Below are 21448 nucleotides of genomic sequence, written 5' to 3' on the forward strand. Positions count from 1 at the left end.
CAAAATAAACGAAATTGAAACAGCTTCTATTATCTTTGCCCAAAAAATTCTATGATCCGCTTTTTTGAAGACTTTTCCTTAAAAAACTACAATACATTTGGCATTGATGCCAAAGCCCGTTTCTTTTTTGAGTTTACTGAATTAGACGATTTGACTGAGTTTCTGCAACAAAATACCAGCTGGCGGGAAGAGCAGTTTTTGTTGCTTGGTGGAGGAAGCAACCTGCTTCTAGTGCATGATTTCGATGGCTTGGTTATTCATCCTAATGTGCCGGGTGTGCAAGTGGTGCGCGAAACCCGAAATCAGGTGTGGTTGGAGGTTGGCGCCGGTGAAGATTGGGATCGTTTTGTGGATTATTGTGTGAAGTCTGAATTTTATGGACTGGAAAACTTATCGCTGATTCCGGGAACTGTGGGAGCAGCACCTGTCCAGAATATTGGGGCTTATGGAGTAGAAGTGAAAGACTACATTGATACGGTGAATGGCTTTGATCTGGAAACCATGACCAGCTATTCCATTCCGGCCGAAGAGTGTCGGTTTGCTTATCGGAACAGTATTTTCAAGAATGAATTGAAAAACCGCTTCATCGTTACTTCTGTTGTTTTTCGCCTGGAGAAATTTCCGGAATTTAAGCTGGATTATGGCAGCCTGAAAGCTGAAGTGGAAAAACGCGGCGAACTGAATCCTTTGCACGTTCGTGAGGCAGTGGTTGCTATTCGTCAGTCCAAACTTCCGGATCCGATGGAATTGGGCAATGCCGGAAGTTTTTTTAAGAATCCGGTGGTGGATGCGCAACTGGCTGAAAAGCTGAAGGCAGACTACCCGGAGATGCCTGCTTATCCGGCAGAAGACGGAAAGGTTAAACTGGCCGCTGGATGGTTGATTGAGCAATGTGGATGGAAAGGCTTTCGGGAGGGCGATGCCGGCGTGCATGAGCATCAGGCGCTGGTGTTGGTGAATTACGGTTCGGCCACGGGAGAGGAGTTGTTTCAGCTTGCTGAACGAATCAAAAGTTCCGTAGCCGATCGGTTTGGGGTTGAGCTTGAGCCTGAGGCCAACATTTTGTAACCGGTTAAAGATCGGTTAAACGGAGAATTGGACTGTTTAACGACATGCTGTCTTCTCTTTTGCCAACGAAATTGTATCTTTCGATTGTAAACCAACTATAGAAATCATGATGAGAAATTTTTTCACACTGCTTTTCTTGGGTTTGTCTGCATCCCTGTTTGCACAAACTGGAAAAGTATTCGACAAGCTTTCTTTAAAAAGTGAGATCCTGAATATGGATCGCAACTACGCCATTTATCTGCCACCTGATTATGAAACTTCGGAGCGCAGCTATCCGGTTTTGTATTTGCTTCATGGAGCAGGTGATGATCAGACAGGCTGGGTTCAGTTTGGCGAAGTGTTGCGTATTGCTGATGAAGCCATTCTGAACGGTTCGGCCACAGCGATGATTATTGTTATGCCGGATGCCAATACGGGGCAGCGTGGTTATTTTAACAACATCAAAGGAGACTGGCGTTACGAAGATTTCTTTTTCAGTGAGTTGATGCCTCATGTAGAAAAGAAATACCGGATTAAAAGTGAAAAGCGCTACCGGGCCATTGCCGGACTCTCCATGGGTGGTGGCGGTACTTTCATGTACGCCATGCATCATCCTGAGTTATTTTCGTCGGCTTGTCCGTTGAGTGCAGCCATGGGGCCGGTAACTAAAGCAGATGCCCGGAAATACTATGAGCGCTGGGGTGAAACGGGCGCTACGGATGAGGAAATCGAAGCTTACTATCAAAAGTACAGTGCCTTGGCTTTAATTGAGAGCATGCCGGAAGATCAAAAAAACGCGGTGCGCTGGTTTATTGATTGCGGCGATGATGATTTTCTGTTTGAAGGAAATTCACTGGTGCACATTGCCATGCGTAAAAAAGGAATTCCGCATGAATTTCGCATTCGGCAAGGAGGTCACACCTGGACTTACTGGCGCGAGTCATTGCCAGTAGTCCTGTCATTTATATCAGACGCTTTTCATCAATATTAAAATTGAAGATTGGCAAACGAAGCTTTACGCATGTTAAATGAAAAAAGCGGAATTGTATCTACAATTCCGCTTTTTTCGTCTTAGGAAAGCTTGTTTGCGCGGGCATTTCCTGTTGCCAAACTATGCCTGAAAGTTATTTCCATATTTTCTTTGCATTCAAGGCTTGCTGGTAACGACGGGCATTTTTGTTGTGTTCCCGAAGCGTGCGTGCAAAGTTATGGTATCCGTTAAATTCGTCGCTGGCGCACATGTACAAGTAGCTGTGATTTTCCGCATTTAGCACGGCTTCTATGCTTGATATTTCCGGAAAGTTGATGGGACCCGGAGGTAGTCCTGCATGCTTGTAGGTGTTGTAGGGCGAATCGACCTCAAGGTGTTTGTTCAGCACGCGCTTGATGCTGAAATCACCCACAGCAAACTTAATGGTTGGGTCGGCTTGCAAAAGCATACCCCGCTTAATACGATTCAGGTAGAGGCCAGCCACTCGGGGCTTTTCATCGGCTTTAATGGTTTCTTCCTGAACAATGGAGGCTACGGTTGAAACTTGAACCGGAGTTAGGCCCAGGGCTTCAGCCTTAGCCAGACGCTCTTTGTTCCAGAAACGCTGGTATTCCGAGTGCATGCGTTCAACGAATTGTTCCGGAGTTGTGGTCCAGTAAAACTCATAGGTGTTTGGGATAAACATGGCGTGAAACGAGTAGCGGTCAAACCCATTTGCTGCAATAACATTGCTGTCGTTCAGGTAAGTCAGAAATTCGATGGAATCCGGCTCCAGGCGCTGGGCAATTGAACCGGCCAGCTCATCAATAAAACGCAGATTGTTGAACGTAAGGGTTACCGGTTTCTGATTACCTGCCCGCAGCATGTTCACAATCTGATTGGTGTTCATGCCCCGGTTGAAAACATATTTTCCTTTTTTGATGGCCGCAGGGTAGTTCTTCTTTTTAGCCACCCATCGAAACGCTTTCTCATTTTCTAAAATTTGATGTGCATTCAGCGAATCCAGCACTTCCTGGAAGGTCGCTTCCTTGGGAATGGTAATGCTTCCGGACTGTTTCACGTTTTCAGCAAAAATGTATTGAAAAAGCTGGTACCCACGTAGACCGGCAACGATAAACGCGGCAGCAAAAAAAATAAGCACCCATTTGTTGAGCTTTGGGAAAAGGTGTAAACGATTATTCGATTTCAAATCCATTATATCTTCTCTAATTTCGTAGTTAGGTTACAAAAATAATCTTTTCTGGGACTTTTCGGCTGTGTGAGCTTTACCTTAATTTTTGAAGAATTGAAAGCCCGGAGGTTCAGGTCTGGGCTAAATTCGTTATTTTCGTGACCCGAAGAATGACTTTAAAAAATTAGATAATTATGCATCAGGTTAAGCTTGCTGAAAATATTTACTACTTAGGTTATAACGACCGAAGAACAACCTTGTTTGAAAACATCTGGCCAATTCCTCACGGCGTTTCGTACAACTCGTATTTAATTGTTGATGAGAAAATCGCTTTGGTTGATACGGTAGAGCGTCAGTTCATTGATGATTACCTGGATCAGATTGAAACATTGATCGGTGACCGTCAGGTTGATTATTTGATCATCAATCACATGGAGCCGGACCACTCAGGAGCCATCAAAGCCGTAAAAACCAAGTATCCGAATATTACGCTGATTGGAAATAAAAAGACATTCGGTTTTGTGGAAAGTTTTTACTTCAAACCTGAAAATACGTTGGAGGTAAACGACGGATCAACTCTGGATCTTGGAAAAGTGAAGCTTCAATTTCAAACCATTCCGATGGTGCACTGGCCCGAAACGATGGTGACTTATGATGAAACCAACAAAATTCTGTTTTCGGGTGATGCCTTTGGTAGCTACGGAACGTTGGATGGTGGTGTTTTTGACGATGAAATTAACCTGGATTTTTATGAGGTTGAAATCATGCGCTACTTCACCAACATTGTCGGTAAATACTGCCCACATACGCAGCGCGCCATCAAAAAACTGGCTCCTTTGGATATCCAGATGATTGCGGCTACACACGGACCAATCTGGCGTACGGATTTGGATTGGGTGCTGAGCCGTTACAACAAATGGAGCACCTACGATACTGAAAGAGGGGTGGTGATTGTGTATGGCTCGATGTATGGAAATACGCAAAAAATGGCTGAGGTAATTGCTCGTCAGCTAAGTGAGCGTGGAATTAAAAACATTCGTGTTTACGATTCATCTAAAACGCACGATTCATACATCATCAACGATATTTTTAAATACAAAGGGTTTATTGTTGGAAGCTGTGCCTACAACAATGCCATGTTCCCCAATGTGCAAACCTTGCTGACAACCATTGAGCATATGGGAGTTAAAGATCATTACCTGGGCGTGTTTGGTAACTTTGCCTGGAATGGTGGTGGTGTGAAAAACCTGATGAAGTTTGCCGAAAAAATTAACTGGGATTTGGTTTATCAGCCCGTAGAAGAAAAAGGCGCTTTGAAAAAAGATAAGTACCAGGAATGCATTGAAATGGCCAATGCGATGGCTGATAAATTGTTAGCTGAGTAATTGAGCATCTGTCAGGTCTATTCTTTCTCTTTTGAGAAAAGAGGGGAGTGGCTGAACATTGGAGTAATGCCTGTTAAAGTAATTTAGCAGGCATTATTTTTTGTCATTAAGTAGGGTCAGCTATATAAAACAAAATCCCTCCGGCACTCCGAAGGGATTTTTACTACTACTACTCAATTACTACTAACTACCCCTACCCGAGGGGATATTTTAATCTTTTACAGGGTTATTCCGGTTTTAAAGATAGCAATTTCTTTGAACCCGCTAAGCTCATGTTTTAATTTTTTACCTTCTGCGACGAAAATTATTTCGTTAAATAATTCGTTGGTCAATTCTTCCATGGAACAACCTTCAAGAAGTTTTCCTGCATTAAAGTCAATCCAGTTTGTTTTCTTTTCGTAAAGTGCTGTGTTCGTGGCTATTTTCATGGTTGGCACAAAGCTACCGAAAGGGGTGCCACGTCCGGTGGTGAACAGTACCAACTGGCATCCGCTGAAGCCAAGTGCAGAGGCGGCAACCAAGTCGTTACCCGGCGACGAAAGCAGGTTTAACCCATTTTTGCGCAGTGGTTCAGCATAGCCCAGCACATCAACAATAGTTGCTGTTCCTCCTTTTTGGGTACATCCCAGCGATTTATCTTCGAGTGTGGTAATACCACCTTGCTTGTTACCGGGTGATGGGTTTTCGTATACCGGAAGCTTGTGTCTCAGGTAATATTCTTTAAAGTCATTAATCAGATGAACTGTTTTGTCAAAGACTTCCTTGTTGGCTGAGCGCTCCATTAGCAAGTGTTCGGCTCCAAACATTTCTGGTACTTCCGTCAGAATGGTGGTGCCTCCGCGGGCGATCAGGAAGTCGGATAGCGAGCCCACCAGCGGGTTAGCTGTAATTCCGGACAAGCCATCAGATCCTCCACATTTCAGACCAATTTTTAAGGCTGAAACCGGACAATCGGTGCGTTGATCGTAACGCATAACCTCGTACAACTCTTCCAAAAGCTGCAGCCCTTTTTCCACTTCATCTTCAACTTCCTGAGCTACCAAAAACTTGATACGCTGCTCATCGTAATCACCAATAAACTTTTTGAGATGGCTGATTTGATTGTTTTCGCATCCTAAGCCCATCACCAGCACACCGCCGGCATTGGGATGGTTGATGAGGTTGGCCAGAGCCTTCTGGGTGTTTTCATGGTCATCGCCCAATTGAGAACAGCCATAACTGTGTCTGAATACCTGCACATTATCAATGTCGTTTGCCGGATGGCTGGCCTTAAACTGGCTAATGATCTGATCGGCCTGCCCATTTACACAGCCCACGGTTGGTACAATCCACAGCTCGTTGCGGATACCAACCTGACCATTGCTTCGTTGGAAACCTTTAAAGCTTCGCTCTTCTTCCACAGCTTGCAGGGGATTCAATTTTTGATTGAACTTATACTCCATCGTTCCCGACAAGTTGGTTTTTGTGTTGTGTACATGAACGTGGTCACCGGCCTGAATCGCTTCGGTGGCATGTCCAATGGGGACACCATATTTCATGATGTTGTCCCCTTTAGCGATGGTTTTCAGAGCAATTTTATGTCCTCGTGGAACATCTGTTTTTAAGGTGATTTTCTGATCTTCCAGTTCGATGAACTCTCCGGCAGAAAAGTCTTTTAATGCGATGACAACGTTGTCCTGCGCATTTATTTTAATGGTATTTGCCATGTTTTCCTAATTAATTGTAGCCTCAGCTTCTTTGGCTTTTCCTTCGATGGTCATTTCCATCAGCGGGTTATTTTCGCTCAGCACAGCTTTTACAGCTTTTTTCATGCCTACCTGCTGAATCAGGAAAAGGTAGTGGCTAACGGTGATTGTTAAGTTTGGAATTTCATTCAGGTTTTGTTTCCAGACTTTGTCCAGAGCCAGCACTTTTTCAACTAACTGGTAAATTGAAATAGGACGGCCATCGCAGGCTTCCCAAGCTTCTTTGTAAAAATCCAGAATCCACTGATCTTCCTGAATAGGGTAGCTCTTACCTTCAGCTTCGCCTTTGAAATAGGCAATCATAGCAGCCAGCGAGAATACCAGCTTTTGTGGCAGCATGTTATGAAGCTTCACAAAATTGCGTAAAGAGGGGAGGTTACGTGTTTCCCATTTCGACATGGCATTCAGAGCAATACTTTGCCATTGGTGACGAATGTAAGGGTTTGAAAAGCGCTCCAGAATTTTACCGGCAAAGTTTTTCAATTCTTTCTCTGAGCCATCCAGAACCGTCAAAACTTCATCGTAAACCAATTCTTTCATGAAACTTCCTGTTTCCAGGTTGTCATAAGCTTCGCGCACCGTTTCAATACCACTTAAGTACGATACCGCATAGCTTCCGGTGTGGCAGCCGTTGAGTACCTGAACTTTTTGTTCGCGGAAACGGGTCATATCTTTTACAAATTTTACATCAAGACCAGCTTTGGCAGCAGGAAATTCATCGGCAACCCACTCGGGCGCCTCAATCACCCACAGGTGAAAATATTCGCCCACAACAACCAAGTTGTCTTCGTAGCCCAGCTCGGCTTGAATTTCTTTGATATCATCTTTCGGGAATCCGGGTACAATGCGGTCGACCAACGTGTTGCAAAATGCACAGGCTGTGTCCACCCATTGCTTGAATGTATTGCCCAACTGCCAGTTGTCGGCATGTTGCAACACATATTTTTTCAGCATATCACCATTGCGGTCTATCAATTCGCAGGTGAAGAAAATGAGTCCTTTATCCTGGGCCCCTTCAAAAGCTTTAAAGCGCTCGTACAGCAGAGCCGTTACTTTAGCAGGGAAAGATTTTTGGGGCTTCATGTCCAGTGAGTCAGTCGGATCATAAGCAATACCGGCCTCCGTGGTATTCGAAATCACAAAGCGTAAATCCGGATTAACAACGGATTCGCGGTACGTTCCGAATTCGGTGTATGGATTGATCCCTTTATTCAAACATTGAATAAATTCATATTCCTTAACCGGTTTCCCGTTTTTAATTCCTTTCAGGTAAACATGATACAGACCGTCTTGCTGGTTCAGCAAATCCACCATGCCACCGGGAAGGGGTTGAACGACATCAATTCCGGCGTTAAACCCGATTTCATTATTCATTTTTTGTACTATCCAATCGGCAAAGGCTCTTAAGAAATTACCTTCTCCAAACTGAAGAATTCGGGTAGGATATTGAGCTGCATCTTTTACGTTTGATCTATTAAGCTTCATTTTATTGTTTTTGAGTTATTTAAAAAGAACCGTGTTCGCACACGAAATTGACGCATAAAAAAACCGTGTTCGCACACGATTCGGTCGACGAAAGTATACTATTTTTTGAAATTCCCCTAATTTGTATCTGGATTTTGACGTTAAATTATCTTTAAACAGCTTTTCATCGTCTAACATAAAAAGATAGTTGTTGACTTCATCTCACCTTGCATAGGGAATTAAGCAAATTCGATGTTCTGTAGTGAAAAATTGACTGCGGTAAAATTATAACAGGATTTATGGCTGAATATTTTACGATGAAATAAAATTCTTCCTGATGCAATTTCTGTTGTCATTTATCGACTATTCTATTTACTCTTTTAAAGAAAATCTTGTTTCACTAGGGACGTTGGATATTTAAAAAATGTAAAGAATATTTTTATTAACGATCAAGCTGTAAGTTCAGAGTCAGTAAACTTATTTCTTCTAAATAGTATTGCTATCCTTTGATTTTTTAGTTAACAATCAGTTAGTTAGAATGATTCTAAATTTCAGTTTATTCTTGACTTATTTCAGGAAGAGTTATAAATTGTTTTGTAAAACAAATTTTAACTACCATGAAATCAATCAATCAGAAGTCCATTTACGCGATAGTAGTTGTCACCATTTGTCTTTTAACAAGCGCTTGCCGTAACAATGAACCCTTACCTGAAGAGATTACCGGAAAACTAAAACTTAAAGTGGGCTTGTCTTTAGTCGTAAAAGAAGTCAACAATCCTTTGAAATCAGTATCTACAGGTAATTTTGGTGTGGAAATATTCAGTATTGGGAGTACTGAACCTGTTATGACCTTTGATAGTGTGCTTGATATTCCGGAGGTGCTTGAACTATCCACAGGTGAATACTATGCAACTGCCTTCTCGCAGGACAATCCAGTTGCTGCATTTGACGCTCCTTATTATTATGGTGAATCTGAATCATTTACTATAATGGAGGGAGAAACAACCCAAGTAGATATTGCCTGTTCGTTGGCAAATATCATGGTGACTGTTTTATATTCCGACCAGGTGATTAGTTCTTTTACCGATTACAGCACTACAGTGAGCAATGCAGGCGGAAGCCTAATATTCACCAAAGGGGAGGAAAGAGCTGGCTATTTTAATGCTGGACCTTTAAACATTGAATCAGAACTTAGGTCTGGAGATGGAGTAACCAGTCAACCCAAAACAATTAGCGGTACAATTAACAGTCCTCAGTTGGGTAAACATTATGAAATTCATATAGATGCATCGGTGGATGATGGTCGTGCTCTTTTCAATATTTCACAATCAGACATGGTGGAGACTGAAATAGTTACCTTTTCAGATGGGGCAAATGGAGGTAGTAGAGAATTAGCTCTTGGTGATTTGCTGATTACGGAGATCATGTATAATCCTGGAGCTATAGTAGACTCTGAAGGAGAATGGATTGAAGTGTTTAATAATTCAGCTGAAGAAATTAATTTGAAAGACCTTGTACTTAGACGAGGTTCAACCAATGCATTTCATCAAATAGCAACAGATCTGATTTTGCCTCCTGAAGCTTATGCTGTTCTGGGGAGAACTACATTAGCAGCAGACCGTGTTGATTATGTGTATGGCAGTAGTATAGGCTTGGTAAACGGAGGAGATGAACTTTTACTAAATACGTATGGGACTGATGGAACAGATGGACTTGTCATATGCTCTGTAGACTATGGGGCTGGAAGTTTTGTGCCTGATAGAGAAGGGAAGTCTATTCAGCTTGATCCGGTAGTTCGTGATGCAGTGGCCGCTCAGGATGGTTTGAACTGGTGTTCATCGACACTTGCCTATTCAACCGGCGATTTCGGTACGCCTGGAACAGTTAATTCTTCGTGCGAATGATTTTCTTTAGTTTATCGAAGATTCAGTTATAACACCTAGCAAGGGGCGGGATGGGCCTTTGCTGACCGCGGGATTCCGGATCAACAGGCATTTGCGCGCTATCGGAGATTTCAAAATCCAAAGTTTCTGGTTGACAATGCTAAAAAATATCGTTATTTTCCGGTGTTTTTTTTGATGCCCCCTGGAAAGATATTTACAGAGAGGATAGGATTTGAACGGAGTCCTTTGAAGAGGCATGCCAAATTCACAAATTAATTGAAAAGACATACCAGGAGCTAGGCTAGCAGTTGGTTGAAGCGCCCAAAGTCCCGGTTCCAGAACGGGTCGTGTTTATTCAAAAATATCTAACGCAACTAAATTATGAGTTTATCAAGAAGAAAATTTTTTAGACGCTCTGCTGTTCAGGCGGCCGGAATTGCCAGCATCCCAATGATTTTGTCGGCCACCGTACCTGAAAAGAAAAAGAAAAAAAAGGATCAGTTTGCAATCTTGCCTCAAGATGGGACTGTTCTTTTTCAGGGCGATTCGATTACTGATGCCGGAAGAAACCGGGAAAGGCAGCTCCCCAATGACGCCAGTTCTTTTGGAAATGGATATGCCCTGATGGCGGGAGCGAGTTTATTGACCAAGCAGGCTGAGAAGAACCTGACGATTTATAACCGAGGAATTAGTGGAAATAAAGTGTATCAGCTGCATGACCGTTGGTATGAAGACTGCCTGGATCTGAAACCAGACGTTTTAAGTATTCTGATTGGTGTGAATGACTACTGGCACAAGCGTAACGGAAACTACGAAGGAACGGTGCAGGTGTACGAAAACGATTTCCGGGCTTTGCTGAAACGCACGAAAGAGGCCCTGCCTGAAGTGACTTTGGTGATTTGTGAGCCGTTCTCTGTTCCTGGCGGATCAGCCATTGGCGAAGGCTGGATGGAGGAATTTACACCTTACCAGCAAGTTGCCAAAAAATTGGCTGACGAATACAAAACCTTGTTTGTTCCTTATCAAAAGATTTTCGAAAAGGCCATGAACTATGCGCCGGCAACCTACTGGAGTGGGGACGGAGTTCACCCTTCGATGGCCGGAGCTCAGCTGATGGCCAGCGCTTGGTTAAAAGTGGTAAAATAACCAACAGATAAATCAAAACGGAAATAGACGACAGCTTGATTTTGCTTAGCTTTCGTTTCTGCTATCGAAGATATAGGAAGGTCGGGAAAAATCCCGGCCTTTTTTCGTGTGTTGTACTGATGATTATTTGTCCCAGGCAGGCTTCTTTTTTTACTCAAAATAAATCAGCCTATTATTTTGAATTAATTTAGATAAGGCGTAACTTGATTCCTCATTTGCAAGACTATGGGACTGATTGATAGTCCGTTCTCTCTCAAACTCACTGCCTGTCTTAAACTGTATGATTCGCCAAAAATCGCTTCTCTTTATTCGTTGAATGAAGTGTTCATTCGTACTGCTATTGCTTTAGCTGGACTCGGAAATGCATGAAAGAGTTCGATTGTGCAATGGAAAAGACCAGCGGCTGCAAGATTAAGCAGATTGAGAAATCAGGGGTAATGGAAACAAATTTTAAATGGGTAACATGGGTAATTTAGAGATTTTAAAAAAGGGCTACCAGGATTTTGCGTCTGGTAACATTAAAGGAGTTCTTTCTTCTTGGCATAAAGATATTGTTTGGGAAGAATGTATCGGTTTTCCGTATGTAAATGATGATGGTCGCTATGTAGGCGCACAAACTGTTGTAGATGAGGTTTTGGCACTCATTCCGGAGTATTATGAAAACTTTAAAATTGAAGTTTTTGACTTCGTTGATGGCGGAGATAAAATTGTGATGGTTGGTCATTACACGGGAACCTGGAAAGCTACAGGGAAAAAGTTCAAGGCCAATGCCACACATACCTGGACTTTTAAAGATGGAAAAGCAATTCATTTTTTTCAGGCGGCTGATTCGGCAGCGATCATTAAGCCGTAACTCAAACGAATCTTAGCGAACAGGAATCCCTTATTGGTTTTTGTTCGCCAAGATTTTCACACCAGGGCATGCCGAGGATTTTATTCATATAAATACCTCAAGTTGTCGGTTGTCCGGATTTTATCAACTCCTTTTGACAGTGGCTTAATGCTCACTTCCGAATATTAATAATAAACGACAGATATTATGAGAACAGTAAATGCCTATGCAGCGAATGAGCCAGGAGGAAAGCTCGTTCCTTTTTCTTACGAATTGCCGGATATCGGTTCGGATCAGGTCGATATTAAAGTTCATTACTGCGGAATTTGCCATTCGGATTTAAGTATGCTTAACAACGAATGGGGAATGACGCAATACCCGTTTGTTCCCGGGCACGAAGTGATTGGAGAAGTGGTGAGTGTTGGGCTGGAGGTTAAAAATATTAAGGAAGGAGATCGTGTTGGACTAGGCTGGAACTCGGGGTCATGTATGCATTGCGACCAATGTATGAGTGGCAGCCATAACTTGTGTTATACTGTTGAAGGCACCATTGTGGGGCGTCATGGCGGGTTTGCGGATTATGTGAGGTGCCACTGGTCGTGGGCCATTGCTATTCCTGATGGAGTGGATAGTCAAAAAGCCGGTCCGCTGCTATGTGGAGGCATAACCGTTTTTAATCCGATTGTGCATTGGGGAATAAAACCAACCGATAAAGTGGGGGTGATTGGAATTGGAGGACTTGGTCATATGGCGTTGAAATTTTTAAATAAGTGGGGCTGTGAAGTGGTCGCATTTAGTTCCAGTCCGGACAAGGAGGAGCAAATCAAAGCCATGGGAGCAACTAAAGTTATTAATTCGCGCGATCCGAAGCAGTTGGAGAGTATTGCCGGAACGCTTGATTTCATTTTAAACACAACCAATGTAACGCTTGACTGGAATGCCTATTTGTCAACGTTGGCTCCAAAAGGTAAATTTCATACGGTAGGAGCGGTACTGGAGCCCATGGCTATTCCGGCTTTCTCATTGATCATCGGAGAAAAATCGGTTGGTGGAAGTCCGCTGGGTAGTCCTGCTTTAACACGCACCATGCTTGATTTCTGTAAGCGTCATGCCATTTACCCGATGGTTGAAGAATTTCCGATGGAACAGGTGAATGAAGCCCTCGAACATCTTGAAAAGGGAAAAGCCCGTTACCGTATTGTGTTAAAACGATAGGATTTAATGGTCCATTTTTTAACTCAGTACTTTTAGTAAGAAACAAAAAAAGGCCGGTTATTCCGGCCTTTTCTGATTTATTATAGTGTGTGATTAAGCTAACAGCTTTTTCAGTTGATTGTAAACGTTTTGTGCGTTGAATCCTAATTTCTCATCCAGCACCGTGTAAGGGGCTGAGAATCCAAACGAATCCAATCCGAAAACAGTTCCATCAGCGCCAACCAACCCTTCAAGGTTAACAGGCAAGCCAGCAGTCAAACCAAATTTTTTCACGCCTGCTGGCAGTACTTCATTTTGGTATTCAGGTGTTTGGCTTCTGAATAGTCCTTCGGAAGGAACTGAAACAATGCGGCATTTGATGTTTTCTTTTTCCAGTAATTCAGCTCCGGCAACCAATGTGGCAACTTCAGATCCACTGGCCAGCAAAATAACATCCGGTGTTCCTTCAGAATCAGTAACGATGTAAGCACCTTTTTCCGATTTTAACGCATCGGCATAACGATTTTCACCCGGAAGGTTCGGAATGTTCTGACGCGACAGGATTAATGCTGTTGGCGTTTTTGTGTTCTCCAAAGCCAGTTTCCAGGCTACTGTTGTTTCTTCTGCATCAGCCGGACGCAATACCAAGGTTGAATTTTCACCTTTGTGGTTTTTCAATTTCTCCATCAGACGAATTTGAGCCTCTTGCTCAACAGGCTGGTGGGTAGGACCATCTTCTCCTACGCGGAAAGCATCGTGTGTCCATACGTATTTTACAGGCAATTCCATCAAGGCAGCCATTCGGATAGCTGGTTTTTGGTAATCGCTGAAAACAAAGAAAGTACCGCACACCGGAATTACACCGCCGTGCAGGGCCATACCATTCATGATGGAGGCCATGGTTAACTCACAAACACCAGCTTGAAGGAAAGCTCCAGTGAAGTCACCTTTGCTGAAAGCAGTTGTTTTCTTCAGGAAACCATCGGTTTTGTCTGAGTTTGACAAGTCAGCTGAAGATACGATCATATTTTCAACCTCTTCAGCAAAAGCGGCCAATACGGTTGCCGAAGCAGCACGAGTGGCTGTTCCCGCTTTTTGTTGGATTTTGCTAAAGTCAAATTCAGGCGCTTCTTGTGAGTAGAATTTCTCCAGTTTTTGGGCCAGTTCCGGATTGGCTTTTGCCCATTCGGCTTGCTCGGCTTTCTTCACAGCTGCTGCTGCAATTAGCTCTTCGTTGCGCTTTTTGAATAAGTCTTCCACTTCAGGGAAGATTTGGAACGGGTTTTTAGGATCGCCGCCCAAGTTGGCAATTGTTTTGTCTAATGATGCTCCTGCAGCTCCCAGAGGCTGTCCGTGTGTTGAAACTTTGCGTTCGAAACTTTCGCCAGTTTCTGTCATCGCACCTTTACCCATAATGGTTTTACCAATAATCAGGGTTGGCTTTTCAGTTTCTGCGTTAGCTGTTTTCAGAGCCTCACGAAGAGCATCGTGGCTGTTGCCATCAATTGTGAGGACATTCCATCCCCAGGCTTCGTATTTTTTAGCAGTATCTTCAGTTGATACCTCGTCTGTTTCTGTTGAAAGCTGGATATCGTTTGAATCATAGAACATGACCAGGTTGCTCAATCCCAAAAATCCGGCAATTCGTCCGGCTCCCTGCGAAATTTCTTCCTGAATACCACCGTCTGAAATGAAAGCGTAGGTTTTATGAGCCATCCATTCGCCAAAACGAGCTACCATAAAGCGCTCAACAATTGCTGCACCAACGGCCATGGTGTGTCCTTGTCCCAGCGGACCAGACGTATTTTCAACGCCGCGCTCAACATCCACCTCGGGATGCCCGGGGGTAACGCTTCCCCACTGGCGGAAGTTTGCCAGGTCTTCCATACTGTATTTGCCTGTTAAAGACAAAATGGAATACAACATGGGCGACATGTGTCCCGGATCCAAAAAGAAGCGGTCACGATTAGCCCAGCTCATGTCTGAAGGGTCGTAGTTCAAAAACTCAGAATACAATACGCTTACAAAATCAGCTCCGCCCATGGCACCACCAGGATGGCCGGATTTTGCTTTTTCAACCATTGCGGCAGAAAGAATGCGAACATTATCTGCAGCTTTTTCGATCAACTTGTTACTCATGATTCTATTTTTTGCCAGAATTAAAATTATCCAGTTCTAGTGCGTTTTTTCAAACGCTTGCAAAATTAAGATTATTTACGAAGTGAGAAGAATAAAAAGAAAGATACCGGCTGAATAAAGCAAAAAGCTTAATGCGAGCCGGTATCCGTTTGTGTTGTAAGATCCTTATTGAATGATTCTTACCATGATGACTCCATCGATTGCTCCAATTTTGTCAATTAAGGAAAGATCAGCTTCTTTTCGGTCAACATCAATGATGTTGTAAGCAATGTCTGCTTTGTTGCGGTTAAGCATGTTGGCAATGTTGTAGCCCTCGCCAGCTAATAAGGTCGAGATTTGGCTAACCATATTGGGGACGTTTTTGTTAGCCACCACAATACGTGCTCCTCCTGTGCGCTCCATTTCAGCTGCAGGAAAATTTACCGAGTTAATGATATTGCCGTTTTCCAGGAATTCTCTGATTTCATCAACAGCCATCACAGCGCAGTTGGTTTCCGATTCAGCCGTTGAAGCTCCCAGGTGAGGAATGGAAATTACCTTGTCCATTTTCAGGGTTTCTTCATCGGGAAAATCCGTGATGTAGCGTGCAACTTTACCTGCCTCAATAGCAGCGGCCAAATCCTGGTTGTTCACCAGACCTCCACGCGCGAAGTTGAGCACCCGAACGCCGTCTTTCATCATCTTGAATTTATCCTTATTGATAAAACCTTTGGTTTCCGGAGTTAAGGGGATCTGCAGGGTTACGTAGTCTGCATTAGCAAGCAACGATTCCATGCCTTCGGCTTGTTTTACATTGCGGCTTAGTTTCCAGGCATGTTTTACCGAAATAAACGGGTCATATCCTAAAACATTCATGCCAAGAGCTTGTGCGGCGTTGGCCACTAAAACACCAATAGCACCCAGTCCGATAACAGCCAGCGTTTTTCCACGAATCTCTTGTCCGGCAAAGTTCTTCTTGCCTGCTTCAATTAAAGCAGGAACTTCATCGCCCTTGCCAATCAATGTTTTGGCCCATTCAATAGAACCTGCAATATCGCGCGAAGCCAGCAGGAGGCCGGCAATGGTTAATTCTTTTACAGCGTGGGCATTGGCTCCGGGAGTATTAAAAACAACAACACCCTGGTTGGTGCATTTTTCAATTGGAATATTATTGACACCTGCTCCCGCACGGGCAATGGCTTTCAGGTTTGATGGCAATTCCATGTCGTGCATTTTCATGCTGCGCACAATAATTCCATCGGGATTTGAAAACTCACTGGCAATTTCGTATTGATCTAAAGGGAAGTTTTTTAAACCAACAGGATCAATCTTATTTAAGGTTTGAATCTTAAACATATTATTAAATTTTTTGATGTTATGATTTTAGCTTTGTTTGAGAAGTTTAAAAAAGTCTGACAAATATCAGAATTTTATTTAAGAATTGATCTTTTTTGTTTTTGTTTTTTAAGAATCTGAAGCTTTTGATAACGTTCCGTACACAATGCTAAAAGGAGGAACAGGAAGGAAGAAACTTATTTCCCTTTGCGCCACCGAAAACTGCCTTTTACCTGTTGGGGCATGCTCTTGCCGATCGATTTGACGTCTTCAATGGAATAAAATGCGTTGGGGTTGTAAGTGCGCATGATTTCAAGCACTTTGTTTAATTCATTACGTTTGATGATGGTATAGATGACAGCGACTTTTTCGACAGCTCCCTGGGCTTCATGGTGAGTAATGCCATAGCCACTGGCTTTCAGCTTGGCAATTAAATTCTGGGCACTCTTTCGGGTTATAATCTGAAGTTGAACAATGCCAACAGCCAACTTTTCTTCAATAATTAATCCAACATAATTTCCGGTTGCAAACCCGGCACCATAGGCAACATAAGCGACCCAATTGTCAATGTTTTGGATGATTTTACTCATGGTAATCAACCAGATAATGACCTCGAAAAATCCAAGTAGGGGAGCGATTAGTTTTTGTCCTTTGGAGACCATCACAATACGAAGGGTTCCAACGGTTACATCACTAATGCGGGCAAAGAAAATTAATAGTGGCAGAAGAATATAGGAAAACAGATCGCCATCGGTAAAATTAAGGGTTAGAATTTCCATAGTCAGTCTGTCATGTTTTTTCTAAAAGTAGAAAAATATACCTTGAAAGGCAAGCGGACTAAAAGTCCGCCTGTTACCTAAAATTCGCTGGTAAAATGGAACTTGATGTCTTTAAACTCATCCTGGGCCATTTGCAGAATGAAGCTGGAATCGGCCATGAATACGTCACGTCCGCGTTTGTCAGTTGCCATTTTCTGATGTTTCCGTTGTTTAAATTCGCGGAGACGCTTAGGATCGCTGCACTCAATCCAGCAGGCTTTGTGCATGGGCAGGTTTTCAAAGCGACATTTTGCGCCATATTCGTGCAGCAAACGATACTCAATTACTTCAAACTGAAGCTGACCTACGGTTCCAATAATTTTTCGACCGTTAAATTGGTTGGTGAACAGCTGTGCAACACCTTCGTCCATCAGCTGGTCAATTCCCTTGGCTAATTGCTTCGATTTCATTGGATCCGCATTTTCAATGTAGCGGAACAGTTCGGGCGAGAAGCTGGGCAGACCTTTAAAATGAATTTCTTCACCCCCGGTAATAGAATCGCCAATAACCAGGTTTCCGGAGTCAGGAACACCAATGATATCACCCGGATAGGCCTCTTCAATGATTTCTTTTTGAGAAGCCATAAAAGCAGTGGGACTTGATATGCGGAGTGATTTTCCGCTGCGGATGTGTTTGTAGGGTTTGTTTCGTTCAAACTTTCCGGAGCAGATCTTTACGAAGGCAATTCGGCTGCGGTGGTTGGGGTCAATATTCGCGTGAATTTTGAAAATGAACCCACTAAACTGATCCTCTTCTGGTTTTACTTCCCGCTCTTCCGTAAAGCTAGGACGAGGAGTAGGGGCTATTTCTACAAAAGCATCCAATAACTCCTGAACTCCGAAATTGTAAAGGGCACTACCAAAAAATACCGGAGCGAGGTTACCTTGTAAGTAGTCTTCGTGATTAAATTCGGGATAAACGCCTTCCACCAGTTCCAGTTCTTCGCGTAACTCATCGGCATCATCGCCAATGTATTTTTCAAGCTCCGGACTGTTGATGTCTTTAAAGGCGATTCCTTCTTCAATTTCCTGCACATTAGCATCGAACAGGCGAAGGCTTTGGTTGTATATGTTATATACGCCTTTAAAGTCGGGACCACTGTTGATGGGCCAGCTTAAAGGGCGGGTTTTAATCTGAAGTTGATTTTCAATTTCATCCAACAGGTCAAATGTATCCTGAGTTGGGCGGTCGAGCTTATTAATAAAAACAATGACGGGTGTTTTGCGCATTCGGCAAACATTCATCAACTTTTCAGTTTGTGGTTCTACCCCCTTGGCTGCATCAATGACAATAATAACACTGTCAACCGCAGTAAGTGTCCGGAACGTGTCTTCCTGGAAATCCTGGTGACCCGGAGTATCCAGGATATTGATTTTATAATCCCGGTATTCGAAGCCCATAACCGAAGTGGCTACCGAGATTCCCCTTTGCCGCTCAATTTCCATGAAGTCGGAAGTGGCTCCTTTTTTGATTTTATTACTTTTTACAGCTCCGGCTACGCGAATGGCGCCACCAAAGAGCAGAAGCTTTTCTGTCAGGGTTGTTTTTCCGGCATCCGGATGACTTACAATTCCAAAAGTTCTTCTGCGTTTAATCTCGTCTTTTAAGCCCATACATTTTATTTGAGCTGCAAAAATAGAATTTTTTGTAGAATAATCAGGTGTCGGTTTATTGAATGGATTTGGATATCAATCGCCATATCTTTTTATGAAATTTCACCCCTTCCGCTCCAATCCGTTCGTTGTATGTTCGGGGTTGATCAGAAGGAGAGAACAGCAAGGAGTCTGCCGGAGCAAACAAGGTTGTATCTTCAGGATGAAATTGGAAGGCAAAAACATTGGGGTACTTTTTATGGCGAATGCCTTCAATGACTTTTTTGTCTTTTGACCAAGCTGTTACTTCCCAGCAGTCATTTAAGTTTTCAACGGCCTGGTGGTGAGAACTGAGTACAGGCGGAGAGGTGGTTCCACGCCACTTCACGTCATTTCTAAAAAAACCATCTTCTGGCAAATGCAGGTGATGAAAGCTGACAGACATCAACTGGTCATTTTCAAAAATTTCCTGCCAGTAGTTCCGGTGTATTTTATCCTGTTCTAATTGAACAATTTCGGCCGGCTCATCAATCCCGTATACTTCAGCCGGAATATCCTGAACCAAAGTTCCACCGGTGGCCACATTCATACTTTGCATACCCAGGCAAAATCCACCAATAAAATATTTGGGGTTCTGCTCCAGCAGCGGCACAAAGTCGGGGTTTTGAGGTCCTCCCAGAAGATGAAACAGAAAGCTAAGCTCGAACAAGTGCCTGTAAGGATCGGTAACGACTGCATAGTTATTTTCTTCCTGGTATAAAGCTGGCTGAATATCGGGACCACCAAAGAAAAAGATGCCCAGGGTTTGCTGAAAGATAATCTCAAAATTGGCCGAGAAGTCATTTTCCGTATAAATGTTTTCCGGCGTTAACATGCCTGTTAAGTGTTGAAGGTGGAAATTCTCCAGTTCATTTTCATGAATGTAATCCACCGACTGGCTGTAGTTGTAGTTTTCGAAACTATAGTAAACGCCAACAATCTCTGTTTCGCCTACAAACAGAATATTATTGTCGATCAGGTATTTCATGGTTTTTATGTTCTCTACTGTAGGATGCGCCATAAGCAGGTAAGTCTTTCCCGCTTCTCCACCATCCTTGAAATAATCCTGAGCAAAGATTGGAAAGTGGAAGATAAAGCTTAAAACAAACAGAAAGAGGAGCGTACGTTTATTCATTTTCATAGGTGCAGGATTGTTTTTCAGGTGTTGAAATTAATATTTTTCTGAGAGATGCTAAAAAATGTTACTAACTAACTTTTTTATTATTATTTTTAAATCTCATAAACCTGAAGTAAAAGGATCAACATGTCTCTAAAACTGTTTCTGCTAAATACCTTTGGCGGTATTAAAGCCACTTCAAAGATCGAATCGCAAAAAGACTCTCTTTGGAAAGATTATCATGTATTTGTACAAGTTGAACAATCGGATGAACTGAAAGAGTTTTTGCTGTTGGAAGAAAAAGTAAAGTCTGGTTCTTTCAAGAAAGCGAAGGCACAACTGAAAAAATTGAAATTTAAAGGCAGCTCTGAAGAGCGGCAATTGAAACAGTTTAACAAACTAAAACGAAACAAACGCTTGCAGCAATACTTGCAGGTGGCAGATTCGGCCGATTTGAAACGCTACGAAAATCTGAAAGAGGGAAATGACTTGGATCGTTATTTCGAACTGGAAAGAATTATCCAACAAGGAGCAGGTGCTTCCGAAGAAGAAAGCAAAGCCCTTAGGGAAGAGTTTAAGCAGCTAAAAGCATCAGCCGATGTACAGTTCTTCCTGAAATACCCCAATTCAGCAGCTTATAAGAACTATCTGCACATGCAGAAATCAGAGGAACGACGTACCTTTAATGAGCTGAAAGCTGTGATTGAGTCGGACGAATTTAAAGAGCGCAAAAACTACCTGGAAGACCCGAAGAAATGGGAGAAAAGTCAGGAGCACAAAGAAGAACAGCGTTACCTGGAATTGAAAAATAAGCCGGAAATACAGCTCTATCAAAAATACAAGAATACCAATGCTCTGGATTTTCCTAAAAACTGGGAACTGGTTTTTGAGGACCAGTTTGAGAACACGGAGTTGGATCGGTCCAAATGGAAAACCATTAATTATTGGGCCGAGAAGACCGTCGGAAAGAATTTTTCGCAACATGGCGATTTACAGGCTTTCGCCGATGGGAAAAATGTACAAATAGCCGGGGAACGCCTTCGAATTCAAGTCAAAAAGGAAAAGCGGAAAGGCTTGGTTTGGAACCCGGTTTTGGGTTTTGTTGAAAAGGAAATGGATTATTCGTCGGACAGCCTGACCACAGGTGGAATTTTTGAAGCTCAATATGGTATTTTAGAAGCCAAAATTAAGTATAACCCGGATAAGAACTTTCAGGATGTTTTTTACTTGGGAGGCGAACAAAATGGGGCACGGCTTAATTTATTCGAGTGTGGGGCCAAGAGTCAGTTTGGCTTAAGTGCTTCACCAGCAGGGCAGGCAGAAGTGAACTTTTCCTTGTCGGGCTTATCAGCCGGCAAGCTGTACATTTTCTCCATGGTTTGGGAAAAAGGCAAGCTTAGCTGGAAAATCAATGACAAGGAGTTGTTTGCAGTAAATTCCAATGTTCCGGACTATCCGATGTTTTTGAACTTAACATCGCTGGTTATTCAGGATAGCCAGTCAGCTTCCCATCAGTTTGATGTGGACTGGGTTAGGTTTTATCAAAAGAGAAAATCTTAAAAACAGAAAAA

Annotated in this window: 16 protein-coding genes; 8 read left to right on the forward strand and 8 right to left on the reverse strand. The window is 42.9% G+C overall.

Features of this window, described 5'->3' with window-relative positions; genetic code table 11:
• Nucleotides 1-51 precede the first annotated feature (51 nt).
• Together murB and ACRD6K_RS02315 are read left to right on the forward strand one after the other, a co-directional pair.
• Nucleotides 52-1068, forward strand: coding sequence for a UDP-N-acetylmuramate dehydrogenase (gene murB, locus ACRD6K_RS02310; RefSeq protein ID WP_430971914.1), 1017 nt, complete (start codon nt 52-54; stop codon nt 1066-1068).
• A gap of 106 nt (nt 1069-1174) precedes the next feature.
• Nucleotides 1175-2038, forward strand: coding sequence for an alpha/beta hydrolase (locus ACRD6K_RS02315; RefSeq protein WP_299577630.1), 864 nt, complete (start codon nt 1175-1177; stop codon nt 2036-2038).
• A 133-nt stretch (nt 2039-2171) separates the two neighbouring features.
• Here the strand turns inward: ACRD6K_RS02315 and mltG are convergent, their stop codons facing one another.
• Nucleotides 2172-3233 carry an endolytic transglycosylase MltG gene (gene mltG / locus ACRD6K_RS02320; protein WP_430971915.1) on the reverse strand — a complete coding sequence of 354 codons (1062 nt, stop codon included), beginning with the start codon at nt 3231-3233 and terminating at the stop codon, nt 2172-2174.
• Between the two features lie 170 nt (nt 3234-3403).
• Here mltG and ACRD6K_RS02325 point away from each other — a divergent pair, with 170 nt between their 5' ends.
• The gene (locus tag ACRD6K_RS02325; RefSeq protein WP_430971916.1) at nt 3404-4594 is read left to right on the forward strand and encodes an FprA family A-type flavoprotein; all 1191 of its coding nucleotides are present in this window, start codon (nt 3404-3406) and stop codon (nt 4592-4594) included.
• Between the two features lie 218 nt (nt 4595-4812).
• Here the strand turns inward: ACRD6K_RS02325 and ACRD6K_RS02330 are convergent, their stop codons facing one another.
• Both ACRD6K_RS02330 and ACRD6K_RS02335 read right to left on the reverse strand, forming a co-directional pair.
• Complete coding sequence (locus tag ACRD6K_RS02330; RefSeq protein ID WP_430971917.1) at nt 4813-6300, reverse strand: UxaA family hydrolase; 1488 nt, start codon at nt 6298-6300, stop codon at nt 4813-4815.
• Nucleotides 6301-6306: 6 nt separating this feature from the next.
• The gene (locus ACRD6K_RS02335) at nt 6307-7824 is read right to left on the reverse strand and encodes a tagaturonate reductase (RefSeq protein WP_430971918.1); all 1518 of its coding nucleotides are present in this window, start codon (nt 7822-7824) and stop codon (nt 6307-6309) included.
• A gap of 596 nt (nt 7825-8420) precedes the next feature.
• Between ACRD6K_RS02335 and ACRD6K_RS02340 the strand changes: the two genes are divergently transcribed.
• From ACRD6K_RS02340 to ahr, 4 genes are all read left to right on the forward strand, one after another.
• Entirely contained in the window at nt 8421-9707 is a 1287-nt protein-coding gene (locus tag ACRD6K_RS02340; RefSeq protein ID WP_430971919.1) for a DUF4493 domain-containing protein, read from the forward strand.
• 360 nt (nt 9708-10067) lie between these two features.
• Entirely contained in the window at nt 10068-10832 is a 765-nt protein-coding gene (locus ACRD6K_RS02345; RefSeq protein ID WP_430971920.1) for an SGNH/GDSL hydrolase family protein, read from the forward strand.
• 463 nt (nt 10833-11295) lie between these two features.
• Nucleotides 11296-11685 carry a nuclear transport factor 2 family protein gene (locus tag ACRD6K_RS02350; protein WP_299577642.1) on the forward strand — a complete coding sequence of 130 codons (390 nt, stop codon included), beginning with the start codon at nt 11296-11298 and terminating at the stop codon, nt 11683-11685.
• A 186-nt stretch (nt 11686-11871) separates the two neighbouring features.
• Nucleotides 11872-12879 carry an NADPH-dependent aldehyde reductase Ahr gene (gene ahr / locus ACRD6K_RS02355; protein ID WP_430971921.1) on the forward strand — a complete coding sequence of 336 codons (1008 nt, stop codon included), beginning with the start codon at nt 11872-11874 and terminating at the stop codon, nt 12877-12879.
• A 93-nt stretch (nt 12880-12972) separates the two neighbouring features.
• On the opposite strand, the gene ACRD6K_RS02360 is transcribed toward ahr, so the two are convergent.
• From ACRD6K_RS02360 to ACRD6K_RS02380, 5 genes are all read right to left on the reverse strand, one after another.
• Nucleotides 12973-14997 (reverse strand): transketolase family protein, encoded by a 2025-nt coding sequence (locus ACRD6K_RS02360; protein ID WP_430971922.1) that lies wholly within the window; start codon nt 14995-14997, stop codon nt 12973-12975.
• 165 nt (nt 14998-15162) lie between these two features.
• Entirely contained in the window at nt 15163-16332 is a 1170-nt protein-coding gene (locus tag ACRD6K_RS02365) for a phosphoglycerate dehydrogenase (RefSeq protein WP_299577645.1), read from the reverse strand.
• A 176-nt stretch (nt 16333-16508) separates the two neighbouring features.
• Nucleotides 16509-17090: a DUF2179 domain-containing protein gene (locus ACRD6K_RS02370; RefSeq protein ID WP_299577646.1), complete on the reverse strand. Its 582-nt coding sequence runs from the start codon at nt 17088-17090 to the stop codon at nt 16509-16511.
• A 77-nt stretch (nt 17091-17167) separates the two neighbouring features.
• Nucleotides 17168-18742, reverse strand: coding sequence for a peptide chain release factor 3 (locus tag ACRD6K_RS02375; protein ID WP_299577647.1), 1575 nt, complete (start codon nt 18740-18742; stop codon nt 17168-17170).
• Nucleotides 18743-18797: 55 nt separating this feature from the next.
• A complete protein-coding gene (locus ACRD6K_RS02380) occupies nt 18798-19901 on the reverse strand; it encodes a gamma-glutamyl-gamma-aminobutyrate hydrolase family protein (RefSeq protein WP_299577648.1) in 1104 nt (367 codons plus the stop codon).
• Between the two features lie 123 nt (nt 19902-20024).
• Here ACRD6K_RS02380 and ACRD6K_RS02385 point away from each other — a divergent pair, with 123 nt between their 5' ends.
• A complete protein-coding gene (locus ACRD6K_RS02385) occupies nt 20025-21437 on the forward strand; it encodes a glycoside hydrolase family 16 protein (protein ID WP_430971924.1) in 1413 nt (470 codons plus the stop codon).
• Nucleotides 21438-21448 lie beyond the last annotated feature (11 nt).

This window comes from Sunxiuqinia rutila, from assembly GCF_050589705.1.
Taxonomy (GTDB): domain Bacteria; phylum Bacteroidota; class Bacteroidia; order Bacteroidales; family Prolixibacteraceae; genus Sunxiuqinia; species Sunxiuqinia rutila.

Excerpts from the sequence above, each read along its gene's own strand:
- murB (WP_430971914.1), top strand. The coding sequence starts at position 52 with ATGATCCGCTTTTTTGAAGACTTTTCCTTAAAAAACTACAATACATTT.
- ACRD6K_RS02315 (WP_299577630.1), top strand. The coding sequence starts at position 1,175 with ATGATGAGAAATTTTTTCACACTGCTTTTCTTGGGTTTGTCTGCATCC.
- mltG (WP_430971915.1), bottom strand. The coding sequence starts at position 3,233 with ATGGATTTGAAATCGAATAATCGTTTACACCTTTTCCCAAAGCTCAAC.
- ACRD6K_RS02325 (WP_430971916.1), top strand. The coding sequence starts at position 3,404 with ATGCATCAGGTTAAGCTTGCTGAAAATATTTACTACTTAGGTTATAAC.
- ACRD6K_RS02330 (WP_430971917.1), bottom strand. The coding sequence starts at position 6,300 with ATGGCAAATACCATTAAAATAAATGCGCAGGACAACGTTGTCATCGCA.
- ACRD6K_RS02335 (WP_430971918.1), bottom strand. The coding sequence starts at position 7,824 with ATGAAGCTTAATAGATCAAACGTAAAAGATGCAGCTCAATATCCTACC.
- ACRD6K_RS02340 (WP_430971919.1), top strand. The coding sequence starts at position 8,421 with ATGAAATCAATCAATCAGAAGTCCATTTACGCGATAGTAGTTGTCACC.
- ACRD6K_RS02345 (WP_430971920.1), top strand. The coding sequence starts at position 10,068 with ATGAGTTTATCAAGAAGAAAATTTTTTAGACGCTCTGCTGTTCAGGCG.
- ACRD6K_RS02350 (WP_299577642.1), top strand. The coding sequence starts at position 11,296 with ATGGGTAATTTAGAGATTTTAAAAAAGGGCTACCAGGATTTTGCGTCT.
- ahr (WP_430971921.1), top strand. The coding sequence starts at position 11,872 with ATGAGAACAGTAAATGCCTATGCAGCGAATGAGCCAGGAGGAAAGCTC.
- ACRD6K_RS02360 (WP_430971922.1), bottom strand. The coding sequence starts at position 14,997 with ATGAGTAACAAGTTGATCGAAAAAGCTGCAGATAATGTTCGCATTCTT.
- ACRD6K_RS02365 (WP_299577645.1), bottom strand. The coding sequence starts at position 16,332 with ATGTTTAAGATTCAAACCTTAAATAAGATTGATCCTGTTGGTTTAAAA.
- ACRD6K_RS02370 (WP_299577646.1), bottom strand. The coding sequence starts at position 17,090 with ATGGAAATTCTAACCCTTAATTTTACCGATGGCGATCTGTTTTCCTAT.
- ACRD6K_RS02375 (WP_299577647.1), bottom strand. The coding sequence starts at position 18,742 with ATGGGCTTAAAAGACGAGATTAAACGCAGAAGAACTTTTGGAATTGTA.
- ACRD6K_RS02380 (WP_299577648.1), bottom strand. The coding sequence starts at position 19,901 with ATGAAAATGAATAAACGTACGCTCCTCTTTCTGTTTGTTTTAAGCTTT.
- ACRD6K_RS02385 (WP_430971924.1), top strand. The coding sequence starts at position 20,025 with ATGTCTCTAAAACTGTTTCTGCTAAATACCTTTGGCGGTATTAAAGCC.